12 protein-coding genes are annotated in these 15,132 nt (G+C 64.6%); 6 read left to right on the top strand and 6 right to left on the bottom strand.

Annotated elements, in window-relative coordinates:
- Positions 1–6: 6 nt before the first annotated feature.
- From ACN9M3_RS22430 to ACN9M3_RS22405, 6 genes are read right to left on the bottom strand one after another with little or no spacing between them, the layout of a single operon-like run.
- On the bottom strand, positions 7–1,134 hold the full coding sequence (locus ACN9M3_RS22430) for an ABC transporter permease (protein WP_426318672.1): 1,128 nt from the start codon (positions 1,132–1,134) through the stop codon (positions 7–9).
- A 2-nt stretch (positions 1,135–1,136) separates the two neighbouring features.
- Positions 1,137–3,887 carry a ribosome-associated ATPase/putative transporter RbbA gene (gene rbbA / locus ACN9M3_RS22425; protein ID WP_426318671.1) on the bottom strand — a complete coding sequence of 917 codons (2,751 nt, stop codon included), beginning with the start codon at positions 3,885–3,887 and terminating at the stop codon, positions 1,137–1,139.
- The gene (locus ACN9M3_RS22420) at positions 3,884–4,957 is read right to left on the bottom strand and encodes an HlyD family secretion protein (RefSeq protein ID WP_426318670.1); all 1,074 of its coding nucleotides are present in this window, start codon (positions 4,955–4,957) and stop codon (positions 3,884–3,886) included. The genes rbbA and ACN9M3_RS22420 overlap by 4 nt, the downstream gene beginning before the upstream one ends.
- A complete protein-coding gene (locus tag ACN9M3_RS22415) occupies positions 4,954–6,378 on the bottom strand; it encodes an efflux transporter outer membrane subunit (protein WP_426318669.1) in 1,425 nt (474 codons plus the stop codon). The genes ACN9M3_RS22420 and ACN9M3_RS22415 overlap by 4 nt, the downstream gene beginning before the upstream one ends.
- Positions 6,379–6,385: 7 nt before the next feature.
- Positions 6,386–7,153: an enoyl-ACP reductase FabI gene (gene fabI / locus ACN9M3_RS22410; protein WP_426318668.1), complete on the bottom strand. Its 768-nt coding sequence runs from the start codon at positions 7,151–7,153 to the stop codon at positions 6,386–6,388.
- 1 nt (position 7,154) lies between these two features.
- Complete coding sequence (locus ACN9M3_RS22405; protein WP_426318667.1) at positions 7,155–8,402, bottom strand: PHA/PHB synthase family protein; 1,248 nt, start codon at positions 8,400–8,402, stop codon at positions 7,155–7,157.
- Positions 8,403–8,646: 244 nt separating this feature from the next.
- Between ACN9M3_RS22405 and ACN9M3_RS22400 the strand changes: the two genes are divergently transcribed.
- From ACN9M3_RS22400 to arr, 6 genes are all read left to right on the top strand, one after another.
- On the top strand, positions 8,647–9,261 hold the full coding sequence (locus ACN9M3_RS22400) for a hypothetical protein (protein ID WP_426318666.1): 615 nt from the start codon (positions 8,647–8,649) through the stop codon (positions 9,259–9,261).
- Complete coding sequence (locus ACN9M3_RS22395) at positions 9,219–9,806, top strand: DUF4303 domain-containing protein (protein ID WP_426318665.1); 588 nt, start codon at positions 9,219–9,221, stop codon at positions 9,804–9,806. The genes ACN9M3_RS22400 and ACN9M3_RS22395 overlap by 43 nt, the downstream gene beginning before the upstream one ends.
- A gap of 134 nt (positions 9,807–9,940) precedes the next feature.
- A complete protein-coding gene (locus tag ACN9M3_RS22390; protein ID WP_426318664.1) occupies positions 9,941–11,770 on the top strand; it encodes an ATP-binding protein in 1,830 nt (609 codons plus the stop codon).
- 11 nt (positions 11,771–11,781) lie between these two features.
- Positions 11,782–14,064: a hypothetical protein gene (locus tag ACN9M3_RS22385; RefSeq protein ID WP_426318663.1), complete on the top strand. Its 2,283-nt coding sequence runs from the start codon at positions 11,782–11,784 to the stop codon at positions 14,062–14,064.
- 145 nt (positions 14,065–14,209) lie between these two features.
- Positions 14,210–14,677 (top strand): GNAT family N-acetyltransferase, encoded by a 468-nt coding sequence (locus tag ACN9M3_RS22380; RefSeq protein WP_426318662.1) that lies wholly within the window; start codon positions 14,210–14,212, stop codon positions 14,675–14,677.
- The gene (gene arr / locus ACN9M3_RS22375) at positions 14,674–15,072 is read left to right on the top strand and encodes an NAD(+)--rifampin ADP-ribosyltransferase (RefSeq protein WP_426162812.1); all 399 of its coding nucleotides are present in this window, start codon (positions 14,674–14,676) and stop codon (positions 15,070–15,072) included. The genes ACN9M3_RS22380 and arr overlap by 4 nt, the downstream gene beginning before the upstream one ends.
- The last annotated feature ends 60 nt before the right edge of the window (positions 15,073–15,132 follow it).

Genomic DNA, 15,132 nt, shown 5'->3' with positions numbered 1-15,132 from the left:
AAAGGTTCAGGCCATCTGCGCAATGGTAGCGCGGAAGCGCCGCAAGGAGATGGCAAACAGCGTGGCGCCGATGGCGGCGATGGCCAGCAGTTGCGGCCAGACCACGTCGATGCCGGCGTTGCGGTACAGGATGGCTTGGCCGGCAGCCACGAAATGGGTGGTGGGCGCCGCCAGCATCAGGTGCTGCACCAGCGCCGGCATGCTTTCGCGCGGCGTCACGCCGCCCGACAACAGCTGCAGGGGCAGCAGCACCAGTACCAGCAGCATGCCGAACTGCGGCATGCTGCGCGCCAGCGTGGCCATGAAGATGCCCATCGCCGTGGTGGCGAACAGGTGCAGCGCGGCCACCAGCGTGAACAGAGCGATCGAACCCTGCACCGGCACGCGCAGTGCGCCCTGCACCACGAACAGCAGGGCGCCCAGCGCCGCGAGCAGCACCACCAGCCCCATGGACCACACCTTGGCCAGCATGATCTGGGCCGGCGATACCGGCATCACCAGCAAATGTTCGACGGTGCCGTGTTCGCGTTCGCGGATCAGCGCCGCGCCGCTCAGGATGATCGACAGCATGGTGACGTTGTTGATGATCTCCATCAGTGCGCCGAACCAGGCTTGTTCCAGGTTGGGGTTGAAGCGCAGGCGCAGGTCCAGCCCGACAGGCAGGCCGGGGTCGGGGCGGCCGCGGCGCAGGAAGTCGCTCACCTCGGCCGATACCATGCGGCTGATGCTGGCGTTGCCGGTGAAGGCCTGGCTCATGCGGGTGGCGTCGACGTTCAGCTGCAGCGGCGGCGACTGGCCTGCCAGCAGGTCGCGCTGGTAGCCGGGCGGAATGGTGAGCACGAAGGTGTAGTCGCCGCGGTCCATGCCGGCGTCGGCCTGCTGTGGCGTGAGCAGCACCGGCGTGACGAACTGCGGCGGGTAGAAGGCCGAGACGATGCGGGCCGACAGCGGCGAGGCATCCTGGTCCACCACGGCCAGTGCCACATGGTGCAGGCTTTCCGGCATGGCGGTGGCGGCGACGTAGATCGATACCGAGAAGGTGTAGGCGATCAGCACCAGCATGATCGGGTCGCGCACCAGGCTCCAGAGTTCCTTGATGCCGAGCCGGTAGATGTTTGAAAGACGGGCGCGCATGCTCAGGCCTCCTGTTTCCTGAGCAGGGCAATCGCCGACAGCAGGATCAGCGGCAGCGCCAGTGCCAGCATGGCAAAGGCTTGCTGCAGGTCGCCCAGGCCCAGTGCCTTGTTGAACACGCCGCGGCTGATGGCCAGGAAATGCGTGGCCGGATACACGCGGCCGATCAGCGCGCCGATGCCTTCCAGCGCCGACACGGGGTTGATCAGGCCTGCAAACTGCACGCAAGGGATCAGGGTGCCGATCATGGTGAAGAACAGGGCTGCGATCTGGCTGCGCGTGAAGGTCGAGACCAGCAGGCCAAAACCGGTGGCGCAGACGACGTAGAACAGCGCGGCCAGGCTCAGGGCGGCGAAACTGCCTTTAAGCGGCACGCCGAACACGGACTGGGCCACCAGCGTGAGCAGCACGAAGTTGAGCATGCCGAGCGCGATATAGGGCAGCTGTTTCCCGATCAGGAATTCGGCGCGGCTGACCGGCGTGACGTACAGGTTGAGGATGGACCCCAGCTCTTTCTCGCGCACCACGGACAGCGCCGCCAGCATGGCCGGGATCATCAGCAGCAGCAGCGGGATCACGGCGGGGATCATGGCGGGCAGGCTGCGTACGTCGGGGTTGTAGCGGTAGCGCGTTTCGATGGCGCCGGGAGCGGCGAAGCGGGCGCCCAGCCGCCGCGTGGCCATGTCCTGCAGCCAGCCCAGGTGGGCGGCCTGCACGTAGCCGCGCGTGGTTTCCGCCCGCAGCGGCATGGCGCCGTCGACCCACGCCCCGACCGCGACCGGGGCGCCGCGCTGCAGGGAGCGGCCAAAGCCGGGTGGAAGTTCGATTGCCAGCGCCAGTTCGCCGCTGCGCATGCGGCGGTCCAGTTCAGCATAGTCGGCCAGCGCCGGACGTTCAATGAAGTAGCGTGAGCCGGCCAGGTTTTGCGCGTAGCTCTGGCTCAGGGCGCTCTGGTCGCGGTCCAGCACGGCGAAGTTCAGGTGGTCGACATCGAGGTTGATGCCGTAGCCGATGATGCACATCAGGATCAGCGTGCCCAGCAGGGCGAGCGTGGCGCGCACCGGGTCGCGCCGCAGCTCCAGCGTCTCGCGGCGCGTGTAGCTGAGGGCGCGGCGCAGGCTTTGTTGCCAGGGACGGGCTGCAACGGGCGGCGTCGCCGCAGGCACCGAGCCCGGCACGCCGGCGCCGGGATCGTCGGCGTCGGCTGCGTTCCTGGCCCCGGCGGCATCTTCCAGGTAGGCGATGAAGGCCTGTTCCAGCGTGGCGGCGCGGCGTTGGCGAACCAGTTCGGCAGGCGCCGCGCTGACCAGAACGCGCCCGGCATGCATCAGCGAGATGCGGTCGCAGCGCTCGGCTTCATTCATGAAGTGGGTGGAGATGAAGATCGTGACCTGGTCGCGGCGCGCCAGGTCGATCATCAACTGCCAGAACATATCGCGCGCCACCGGATCGACGCCTGAAGTGGGCTCGTCGAGGATCAGCAATTCCGGGCGGTGCACCATGGCCACGGCCAGCGACAGGCGCTGGCGGATGCCAAGCGGCAGTTGCTCGGGCAGGGTGTCCAGCACATCCCCCAAGCCGAAGCGCTGCGCCAATTCCTGCACTCGGCCGGCAATCTCCGGCTCCGGCACGCTGAACAGGCGTGCATGCAGCACCAGGTTTTGCAGCACCGTCAGTTCGCCATACAGCGAAAATGCCTGCGACATATAGCCGACCCGGCGCCGGGTGGCCAGGTCGCGCGGGTCGACCACCTGGCCGAACAGCTTTGCGCTGCCGGCGCTGGCGGGCAGCAGGCCGGTCAGCATCTTCATGGTGGTCGATTTGCCGCAGCCGTTGGAGCCGAGGAAGCCGAAGATCTCGCCGCGGCAAATGCGGAAGTCCACATTGTCCACCGCCACGAAGTCGCCAAAGCGCATGGTCAGGCCGCTGGCCTCGATGGCGACGGCCTGGCTGCCGCCTTGTTCCAGCGGCGGAATCCGCACCGGCCGGTGCTGGCTGCGCCGGGCTTCCGGCAGCAGGGCGATAAACGCTTCCTCCAGCGAAGCGCTGCCGGTGCGTTGCTGCAGTTCCTGCGGCGCGCCAGTCGCCAGGACCTGGCCGCCGTCCATCGCCACCAGCCAGTCGAAGCGATTGGCTTCATCCATGTAGGCGGTGGCCACGATCACGCTCATTTGCGGCCGTTGCGCACGGATGCCCGCGATCAGGTCCCAGAACTGGGCGCGCGACAGCGGATCGACGCCGGTGGTCGGTTCATCGAGGATCAGCAGGTCGGGATCGTGGATCAGCGCACAGCAAAGGCCCAGCTTCTGCTTCATGCCGCCCGACAGCTTGCCTGCCGGGCGGTCGAGGAAGGGCGCCAGTCCGGTGCTGGCGGTCAGGTGGGCGATGCGGCGCCGCTGCTCGGCGGCGCCATGGCCGAACAGGCCGCCAAAGAACTGCAGGTTTTCTTCCACCGACAGCGTCGGGTACAGGTTTTTTCCCAGGCCTTGCGGCATGTAGGCGATGCGCGGACATAAAAGGCCGCGCTGCGTCTTGTCGCGCATATCGCTGCCAAGCACCCGCACGCCACCCAGCTGCACTGCGCGCGCGCCGGCCACCAACGAGAGCAGGCTCGATTTGCCGACGCCGTCCGGACCGATCAGGCCCACCATGCAAGCTGCCGGCAAGGCCAGCGTGATGTCGCTCAGTGCGGTGACCTCGCCATAGCGCAGGCTGACGCCGGATAGTTCGGCGACCGGCGCCGGACCGTTCACTGTGGCACCCGCAGGGCCAGCGCCGCCGGCCACTCCGCCTGGCGGTCAAGCTTGATCCACGCCGTGCCGGGCAGGCCGGTCTTCACCAGCGGCAAATGCTTTTGCAGGAGGGCGGGGTCAATGCGCGCCTTGACGCGGAACATCAGCTTTTGCCGCTCGTTGGCGGTTTCCACGGTTTTTGGCGTGAACTGGGCGGTGCTGGAAACGTAGGAGACCCGTGCCGGGATAACGTATTGCGGCGCGGCGTCCAGCACCACATGCACCTCGCTGCCAAGCGCCAGGCGGCCAGCCGCCACTTCCGGCACGAAGAAGGTCATGTAGACGTCGCCCAGGTCGACCAGGCTGAGGACCTTGCCGCCGCCGGGCAGTACTTCGCCCGGCTGGGCGATGCGGTATTGCACGCGGCCGTCGCGCGCTGCCAGCAGGGCGCCGTCGTCGATATCGACCTGGATGCGGGCCAGGGTCGCCTGCAGCGCCGTGACCGCGGCATGCGCGCCTTGCAGCTGCATGCGGGCCGCTTCCACCGCACTGCCACCTGCTGCCGCCTGCGCCTGGGCTGCGCGCAGGCCGGCGCTGATGGTGCCGACGCGGGCGCGGTCGTCGTCCAGCTCCTGCTCCGAGGCGGCGCCTTCGCCGGCCAGCGTCTCGGAGCGGGCCAGGCGGCGGCGCGCGGCCTGCAGCTCGCTTTCGCGCTGTGCCACCACCGCCTGGGCGGCAGCCTGGTCGCCAAGACGCATGGCGACGGCAGCCTCGGCGCTGGCGACGTTGGCACGCGCATGCTGTTGCTGCGCCAGCACCTCGTCGCGCTGGGCCTCCAGCGAATTGACCTGCATATGGGCCAGCACCTGGCCGGTGCGCACGAAGTCGCCCTCGTCGACCAGGATGTCCTGCAGGCGGCCCGGCAGCTTGGCGGCGACGTCGATCTCGGTGGCTTCGATGCGGCCGTTGCCGCTCAGGACCTGGTCGCCGTAGCCGCGCTGGCGGGCCTGGACCCAGGCATAGGCGCCGCCAATGGACAGGGCGGCCAGCAGCGCAGCCAGCAGCAGTTGTTTTTTCTTGAACTTGATCATGATGAAAGACCTGGATGTTCGGATGACGGTGCGGAAGATTCGCCGGCAGCGCCGCCCAGGGCAAGGTAAAGGGCGACGCGGGCCGCCTGCAGCGCATGGTGGGTGCGCACCTGCTGCTGTTCGACCGTCAGCAGGTCGCGCTGCGCGTCAAGCACGTCGAGGTAGGAGCTGGCGCCGCTGTCGTAGCGCAGCTGGGACAGGCGCGCGCGCCGCTGCTGCACCAGCACCGCGGCATCGGCCACTTCCAGCTGGCCGGCCAGCCAGTGCAGCGCCGACAGCGCATCGGCCACGTCGCGGAAGGCGCCTTGCACGGCCTTGTCGTACGCGGCCAGTGCTTCGTCGCGGCGCGCTTCGGCCAGGTTCAGTTGGTCGCGCCGGCGGTTGCCGTCGAACAGGGGCAGGGTGATGCCGGGAGCGAAATTCCAGGCGCGGCTGCCGCCCTCGAACAGGCCGTCGAGTTCGGCGCTGGCGCTGCCCAGCGATCCGGTCAGCGCAATGCGCGGAAAGTAGGCGGCGCGGGCGGCGCCGATGCTGGCATTGGCGCCGCGCAGCCGGTGTTCGGCAGCGATGATGTCGGGCCGCTGCGCCAGCAGGTCGGATGGCAGGCCGGCGGCCGGTGCGGCCAGGGAGATTTCGGCGCCGCCGTCAGGCAGCTTGACCGGGGCGCCGACCAGCAGGTCCAGCGCATGCTGCTGCGTGTCGCGTTCCTGTTGCAGTTGCAAGAGCAGGGAGCGTGCCTGGATCAGCAGGGTTTCGACCTGGGCCAGCTGCAGCTGCGAGGAAGAACCCAATGTCGCGCGGCGTGCCACCATGTCGAAGGTCTGCTGGCGGCTGGCCAGCGTGCGCTCGGCCAGCGCTATGCGCTGCGCGGTGTCGCACAGGTCCAGGTAGGCCAGGGCGACCTGACCGACCAGGCTGGCGCGCGCGGCGTTGCGCGCAGCGTCGGTCGCCAGGTAGGCTTGCAGCGCTGCTTCGCTGAGGTTGCGCACGCGGCCCCAGAAATCGAACTCCCAGCTCGCCAGGCCAACTCCGGCCTGGTATTGGCTGGCATGCAGCGGCCGGCGTGTGAGGTTCAAGTCGGCCGGCACGCGCGAACGATCGGCGCCGGCTTGGGCCGCCACTGCCGGCAGTTGGGCGGACGCTTCAATGCCATAGGCGGCACGCGCCTGCGCCACGCGGCTGACGGCGATGCGCAAGTCGCGGTTGTCCTGAAGCGCTTGCGCGATCAGCGCCTGCAGTTGCGGGTCGCGGAAGAAGTTGCGCCAGTCGCTTTCCAGCGCCGCGCCGCCGGCTGGTGCGAACGGTGGATACTGTGCAGGAACTGGCAGCGCCGGCTGCTGGTAGCCGGGCGCCAGGCTGGTGCAGGCGCCGAGCGAGGCTGCCAGCAGTAGCGGCAGGGAGCGGAAGGGAAGTCGTGGCATCGCAGCTTCAGTCCAGGATGTGGTAGCCGGCGTCGACGTACAGCGTGTCGCCGGTGATGGCGCGCGCGGCGTCGCTGACCAGGAAGGCGCATAGCGCACCGACGTCGTCCACCGTGACCTTGTGATGTAGCGGCGCGCGGCGCTCCGCGTTCGCCAGCAAGGCGTCAAAGCCCGGGATGCCGGAAGCGGCACGTGTAGCCAACGGGCCGGGCGAGACGGCGTTGACGCGGATGCCGTGCGGGCCCAGCTCTGAGGCGAGGTAGCGTACGCTCGACTCCAGCGCAGCCTTGACGGGGCCCATCACGCCATAGCTGGCGACCACTTCCTCCGCCCCCAGGTAGCTCATGGTCAGCAGGCTGCCGCCGTCCTTCATCAGCGGTTCGGCCAGGCGCGCCAGGCGCAGGAATGAATGGCAGGAGATGTCCATGGCGCGCGCAAAGCCGGCTGCCGAGCTGTCCACCACGCGTCCCTGCAGGTCGGCGCCTGGCGCATAGGCGATTGAATGCAGGACGAAGTCGAGCTTGCCCCATTGGGAATCGATGGCATCGAACAGGGCTTCCATCTGCTGCGGCTGTTCCACGTCGAGCGGCAGGCGGAGCGGCGCATCCAGTTCCTGCGCCAGCGGTTCGACGTGCGGCCGTGCCTTGTCGTTAAGCCAGGTGATCGCCAGCGTGGCCCCGGCCTCGCGCAATGCGCGTGCGCAGCCCCAGGCAATGCTGTCGCGGTTGGCGATGCCGACTACCAGTCCTTTTTTTCCGTCCAGTGAAAGGCGCATCTTACTTCTCCATCACGTAGTTGCCGGGCGCATCGGCTCCAGCCGGAGCCAGCGCCGGCGGCGCCACGCGCGGCCCCGAACGCGCGGCCAGCCAGCTTTGCCAGGCGGGCCACCACGAGCCTTGCTCCTGGCGCGCCACGGCCAGCCATTCGTCCGGCGACAGGTGGTGTGCACTGGCCGCGTGGGTATGGATCTGGTATTGGCGATGCGGCGAACCGGGTGGGCTCACGATGCCGGTGTTATGCCCGCCACTGCACAGCACGAAGGTGATTTCACCGCGGCTCAGCGCGTGGAATTTGTAGACCGAACGCCAGGGCGCCACGTGGTCGGACTGGGTGGCCACCATGAATGCCGGCAGCGCGACGTCGCCCAGCGCAACCGGCTTGCCCTGTACGGAATAGCGGCCGGCGGCCAGGTCGTTGTCGAGGAACAGGCGGCGCAGGTATTGCGAATGCATGCGCGCCGGCATGCGGGTGGCGTCCGCGTTCCAGGCCATCAGGTCGTTGGGGAATTCTTCCTCGCCGAGCAGGTAGCGGCGCACCATGCGCGACCACAGCAAGTCGTTGGCGCGCAGCAGCTGGAAAGCGCCCGCCATTTGTTCCGCACGCAGCACGCCGCGCTGCTGCATTTGCGCCTCCAGCACGCCAAGCTGGCTGTCGTCGATGAACAGGCCCAGTTCGCCCGGCTCCGTGAAGTCGGTCTGGGCGGTCAGCAAGGTCAGGGAAGCCAGCCGGTGGTCTTGCTCACGCGCCAGGTTGCAGCCGCCCTGTTCGATGGTGGCGCGCAGTACTTCCGGATTGGTCCAGAACTGGTTGGCGGGCGAATACACATCGAGCAGGTTGCGGGCTGCAAAGCCGACTTGCGACTGATGATGCTCCGATACGCCCCAGACATCGCTGCTGGCAGCCTTCCACCATTGTTCGGTTTGCAGGAAGGCCTGGTGCCAGGTATTGAACGGCCATTGCTGCCACTCGGGCGCAGCGAAGCGCCGTTCGCTTGCCAACGGCGCTGGCGCGTGACCGCGCGCGCTTTCCAGTGTGTAGCGCGCCAAGGCGCAGGACTGGCGCAGGGCAAGCTGTCCCAGTTCGGCGCACTTGCCGGGCGAGACGGCAAGGTGCAGTGCCCAATCCGTTGCCGCCAGCAAGGCGGATGCGATCGACAAGGAGGAGCTGGCGCTGGCCAGGCTGGCATGCACCTGCTGGTCCAGCTGTTCATAGGCTGTGCGTGGGGCGTGGGAGCTAACTGGCATGGGCGGTTCCATCGTTTTGGGCCGGGATCGGATATTGCGCTTCACTTTAGGGAGTGAAGTGCGATCTTTCCTTGATCTGGATCAAAACGAGAACGAACGTGCTAAACCATTGCCTGTCACGCCCGGAAATGGAGTGCGCAGCATCGTGATAGAATTTGCAAGATCGTCAACTCGACCGGCGATTCAAGTTGGGCTGCGCAATGCTCCACGCTGCGAAGCTCCCCACAATTCAGGCATTTGAACAATGAATCGAGCAGTTTCGGAAGAACTTCAACGCATCGGGGTCTCACAAGCGCAGGCTGAATCCATCGCCGACGATCTCTCCGGGAACGACGCCCGTACCTTGCTATCTGAATTGCTGCAACGCGGGCTCTGGAGCCTGGTCATTGACGAATCAAGTCCCTCGAAGTTGCCAGTGCTTGGCGGCGATGCCGTCAGGCGACTCCTGGACAAGGGCGTCGACATGGACGACTTGATGGATGTCGTCCGCGAGACCCAGGTAGACATGATCTACAGTGTAGCCAACCTGATCGACTGGCCGACATACGAACTCGAGCTTGAAGAGCCGTCTGGATTGACGATGTTCGTCGGTCTTCAGGAATCCGGCGAAAATGCGCTTCCGATCCATGACCTGCACTCCTGCCTCATGAGTCGTGACCCTTCCGGCCGGCATGGCGAGCCGCGAGCGATTGAGGTCCGTCAATTCCAGAAACTCGGTGAGGATGAACAAGAAAACATCCTGGATTTGCTGCAGGAGCGGAAGCTTTCGGCCGCAGCTTTGCTCTGGAAAAAATGCATAGGAGGGGAATTGAAGGAATGTATGAAGGCGGTTCAAGTATTACACGAGCAGCTCACATAAGCGACCGCTATCCCGACGACGACTTCTATGCGTTCGGGCTGTACACCACCGACACGGCTTCCTATTGTGGCGCGGTTGCTTGCTCTGAGCAGGGGCTCGAGTCGGCCGCGGACAACTACGCTGAACACTATGGCTCGAATTTTGAGCTGCACCGCGAGTCACTGCGTTGGAGCATCGGCGACTCGCCATTCTTCGATGAGGGCCTCGACATGATGCCGCTCACGAATGAACTTCGCGCTCTGGAGCCCGATCCATACTCAGACGGTGACGAAAGCGAGATCGAGGCGTCGCGTGAGCGTTTCTTCGCGGCTGCCTTCGCTGCCATCAAGGAGCTTGACGACGAAGGCATCTTTGGCACAGGCCAAGTGCGTGAAAGAGTCATTCTCAGTGTATGGCTGCATGACGAGAGTCACGCAATGATGTTGGACGCCGCAGCAAAACTCAACTGGCGGCCTTCGGTGGAACGGTATTCGGCCGAACTCGAGGCCGGCCTGGATGCTTTCAATAAATGGCTGAAACGTCCGATTCCGCAATCGCAGCGTTGAACGGCAATACTTACGTGATATTTGGAGAGTTTTTACTTGCATTGCGCAAGCTATGATGTTCACGATCTGGCCTCTGCGAGGCGCCAACGCTTCAACGATTGAAGGGCTGGCATAGGCGGCCCTTTTTTTCTTCTATGATCAAAGAACAACACGCAACTAACGTTGACCTTGGCGGCTTGCTGTCGGTCCTCGGCAAGCATCTCTATTCCACGCCCCTGGTGGCGGTGCGGGAGTTGATCCAGAATGCCCACGACTCCATCACGCGCCGACGCATCGAATGCCCGGATTGGCAGGAGACCGGGAAGCTGAAGCTCGACGGCGACAAGCTCAATGGGGTGCTGCGAATCACCGACAACGGTTCCGGCTTGTCGGAACATGAAATCCACGCATTTCTCGCCACCGTCGGCGCGGGCTACACGCGCACCTTGCGCACGCAAAGCGATGCCCTGATCGGCATGTTCGGCCTCGGATTCCTGTCTGCTTTCGTCGTGGCTGAGCAGGTCACGGTCACGACCACTTCTTACCAGGAGCCCGGCCAGGCCTGGCGCTACCAGTCGCAGAATGGAGAATCCTACACGGTCGAACCGGTACCGAACGACGGCCTTGTCGGAACCTGCATTGAGCTGAAGCTGCGCCCGGCGCACCGTTACCTGGCCAGCGCGTCCAGCCTGGAACGCTTGCTGGGGCATTACTGCGCCTTGCTCCCGGAGCCAGTCTATTGCGGCGATGTCCGCATCAACGAAATTACACCGCCATGGCGCCAGGCGGAGGGCAATGTAGTGGAGCACCCGCTGCAGCAGCGCAAGCGCAGCCTGGCCTTTGCGGCCCGGTTCGAGCAGCAATTCGAACCCATTTGCACGATTCCGGTGAAGACCTCCGCCAGCGATGTGCGCGGCATTCTCTGGATCCAGGACGGCGCGACTTACAGCAGCAGCGACAACCGCAACCTGAAGGTATTCGTGCGCGGCATGCTGCTTGACGATGATGCCCGCGACCTGCTGCCGCGCTGGGCGGGCTTTGTTGGCGGTGTCATCGAGTCACAGGACCTTACGCCAACTGCGAGCCGCGAAGACCTGCAGCGCGACGCCCATTACGGATTCGCCCAGGCAGACCTTCTCGATTCGCTGGTGAAGGGGCTGGCCGAAATCGCGGCCGGACAGCCGGCGGCATGGCGCCGCATACTGACCCGTCACAATGAGGCACTGATGGCGGCGGCACTGTGCAATGATGATCTGTTCACCTTGCTGTTGGACGCAGTGCGTATTCCAACGTCGCGTGGCGACCTGTCCTTGTCGGAGCTGCAGGGGCATGGCCCGATCCACGTCAGCCTCGGCGACAGCGGCGGTTTCGAAGACATGGTGTGCCGGGCCATGCATATCCCGGTGGTGAAAGGCGATCGCTACGCCGTACACAGCTTCCTGCGCCGCTGGGCGCAGCAGTGTGGCGGGAAGCTGGTTGAAATCGGCACCGAAAAAGGCAACCGGCAGCTGTTTGCCGAGGCCGAGCTGCCGGACCACCACACCGAGTGGCTGAAACGGCACCTGGGCAACGGCGAACTGCTGGTGCCTGCACGCTTCATGCCCGCGCACCTGCCGCTGGTTGTTGTCCCGGACCGGGATGCCGAATTGAAGGAAAGGCTGGAGTCGGACGAGTTAGACCAGCGCATCGCCCAATCGGCGCTGCAACTGGTGCGCCAGTTCACCAGCAATATTGACGGCGAGATCAAGGCCCGGCTGTACATCAACCTCGAAAACCCGGCCATTACCAGCCTGCTGAACGCGTATCGCGAACAGGGTGAAACGGCCGGCTGCCTGCATGCGCTGAAGCTGCTGCGCTCGATGAAGATCGTCATGATGGCCGGCGATACGAGCAAGCTCCCTGCAACGGAAGGCCTGACCGGCGCCTTGCATGACATCAGCCAGCTTGTACAGGTATTGACCCGGTCTCAAGCAACAACTGAATAGCAAGGAATCAAATGGATATCTGGAAGTGGGTTTTCGACACGCAGCGCGACCTCGAGGAGGCCGGCAACTACCGTCTGGCGGAGCTCATTAACGAGATCCCGAGCAACGCGAGCGAGGGAAGGCTCGAACTCGCGCAAGCTGCGCTGCCGGAAGCGCTGGCGGCCGCACGGGCAGCGCGCCTGCCATGGCTCGAAGTGTACTTTCGCCACTGGACGATCAATCCACGCGTCTGCACGCGAAGGGAAGGCGAGGCAGCCCTGAAAGACACGGTGTCGCTATTCGAATTCGCGCACCGGCCGGAAACCGCCGACTGCCCGCAAAGCGTCTGCACCACGCAGGACATCGCCTGCTGCTATGCGAATGTGGACGGCGCCGGCTATGCAAATGACCGCATCGCGGTGTGCAAGGATACCCTGGCCCGCATCGACAGCAGCTGGGGGTGTTTCCGTTGCATCAGCAGCGAGATGATGAATGCGCTGGTGGATGCCGCAAAGCCGGAGGAGGCCTTGGCGTTTGCAGAACGGCAGTTGCCTCAGCTGCAGGAGACCGGCGCCGATCAAAGCGTCGACTGGTTCGAGCCGCTGGCGCAGGCGCAGTTCGCCGCCGGCCAGTACGAAACGGCGCTGGCGACCCTGGACTACATCGAGGAGCAAGGGTTTGACAGCGATAACCCGCCCAAGCACTACGCCCGTTCCTGCATGCGTTTCCGGCTGCTTGCGCTGCTCGGGCGATCCGAAGATGCATGGGCGATGCTGCCGCCGGAAGAAAAGGGGCGGGAGTTTGGCGAATGCCTGGACCTGTCGGTTGGCCTCGAAGTCCTGCTGCAGAAAGCCCCGGAGCGCAATGACTACCTGGTTGGCCGGCGTACTGCGGCCGCCGTGCGACGCTACAGCGCATCCGGCTCGCATCGCCTCACGCTGGATGCACTGGCACCGCACGTGCGGCTGGCGGTCGCCCGCGGTGCGCGCTGGCCGGCAATGCAAATGCTCGAGCTGGCGCGCCCCCATCTTGGGAAACTGAAGCAGCCATTGGGCGCTCCAGAGGCATTTGCTGAACTGGAGTCAATGGTGGCCGCCATGCCTGCTGTACGCGAGTTGCCAGTCCCGGCGAGCGAGTTGGCTGATTACATCCGGCAGAGTGAATCCCGGGATGCGGAGCAGGACATCGAGCTGCTGCTGGCGGGTGCCGCCAGCCTGCCGTCGGACGCCGGCCTGGCCGTGCTCACATCGTGCGCCATGCGTGCCTGCGGCGGAATGGAGGCTGCCCGCGCGTACCTGTGGTCCTTCCTGCGAGCGAATCCTCGCTCTGATGCCGTTGTGGAAGAACTGGAATCGGTGCTGGTCGAGGTTCGCGACGAAGCCGGCGTGCAGGCCCTGGCCGGCATGTTGCGCGAATCCGATCCGATCCGGGCCCATTTGTGCCTTGCCCGTTTTGCGTTCAAGGGCGAGCGCTGGAGTGAGGTCGGCAGCAACGCCAGGCTGGTGCTGGAGCTGGAGCCTGGCAACGGTCGGGCGCGAGCCTTGTGGTCATATGCTTGCATGCACATGGGGGACTACGAGCAGGCGCTTGCGCTGTTCGAACAATCGATCGAGGCAGATGGCGCCACCGGCAACACATATTGGGAAGCGATCGTCGCCGCCAGCGTATTGGGTCGATGGGATAGGGTGCGTGCGTTGGGCGCGGCACTTGGCATGGAGTTCGAGGCCGGCGAGGGCCTGATCGAGGAGAAGTGGGGCGTCGTGCGGGTGCAGTACGAAGACGACGGCGAAGTGATTGAACGTTACGCTCACCGGACCGGGCCCGTCACGGCGCGCATTGTCTCGCTATCGGGTTCCAGGCGGCGGCAGACCTTTGGCCAGCTGGTAGTATTCCATCCGCAGCCATTGGAGGAGCGGCCGGAAGGCGAAGAAGAGGACAGCCAGTTCGTGCAACTCTACAAGGTCGTTAAAGTCATTGAGCAAAGTAGCTTCGGTACCAGCTACCTGGTCGATGGCGTGCATCCAGGCGAGTCCGCATTGAATGCCCTCACCGAGGCGTTTTCGGCGCGGGGCTGGAAATGGGTCGTGCATAGCGAGAAGGACTACACGGTCTTCGACACTGAAGCCGAAATCGAGCATCCTGGCGTGTATTTCCTCGTTGCCGCTCCCGTTAATACCGCTGCTGCCGTCATCGACGAAACGCTGCGCGAACTGACCGCCGGCTTCGAACATCCCATGTGCTGGACAGGCCTTGCCGAAGCCGCTGGCTCGGATGTCAACCACCACGAAGCGCTCATGGAACGATACGAGCTGTGATCAGAGGAGGATCGCTAATGTTAGTCAGGCGCGTGGGCCCCCGTTCCAAAGTTACCGCAGCTTTCGATCCAGCGCGCTTTGGGGGATACCAATCAGGCAGCTCGCATCTCGCCTTGAAGACTAATATGTCGATAACTGGAGCCATATGATGATTACCCGTACCGCTACCGTTCAAGACGTTCCTCAGATTGCCGAAATGGTCGGTGAGCTGCTTGCTGAAATCATGGCGGCCATTGGCGAGCAGGCGTTCAATTTCGATCTGGCGGTTACGATCGAGCGGCTGGGGGCCTTCCTCTCACAAGAGAAGTACTTTGTCTTCGTCGCCTTTGATGGCGATCGCCCAGCCGGATTCGTGGCGCTTTACGAAAGCTACGCGCTGTATGCTGAGGGGGCCTTTGGCACGATCCCCGAGTTCTATGTTCGCCCGGCCTTTCGCTCCAAGGCATTGGGTTTGCAATTGCTTTCCAAGGCAAAGGCTTTCGGCCGTTCGCGCGGTTGGAAGCGGCTGGAGGTGACGACGCCACCGTTGCCCCAGTTCGACAGGACGCTCGCATTTTATGAGCGCGAGGGCTTTGCAATCAGCGGTGGCCGGAAACTGAAGGTGTTATTGTGATCGAGGGACCTTTTTATCATGGTACCAAGGCCGACCTGAAGGTTGGCGACCTCATTGAGCGCGGCTTTTCCTCCAATTATGGAACCAGGCGGCAGGCCAATTTCGTCTATCTCACTGCGACCCTGGAAGCGGCAACCTGGGGCGCGGAATTGGCCGTCGGCGAGGGGCGGGGCAGGATCTACATCGTGGAGCCGACAGGTCCGATAGAAGATGACCCAAACCTGACAAACAAGCGCTTCCCCGGCAACCCTACCAAGTCATATCGTTCTCGAGAACCGCTGCGCATCGTCGGTGAAGTGGCGGAGTGGACGGGCCATCCACCAGAGCGTCTTCGTGAAATGCTCGACCACCTTGAGAAACTCAAGGAGCAAGGCATTGAGGCGATCGAAGAGTAAATCGCTGACCTGGCTGGGCATGCGGCTGCGGGCTTGGCGGCTGGAGTATTATTTGCGGAA

Origin of the sequence: Pseudoduganella sp. R-43 (assembly GCF_049913255.1) — a bacterium.
Lineage (GTDB): Bacteria > Pseudomonadota > Gammaproteobacteria > Burkholderiales > Burkholderiaceae_D > Rugamonas.
Note: the sequence above shows the minus strand (reverse complement) of the source record. Positions and strands in the feature narration are given on the sequence as shown.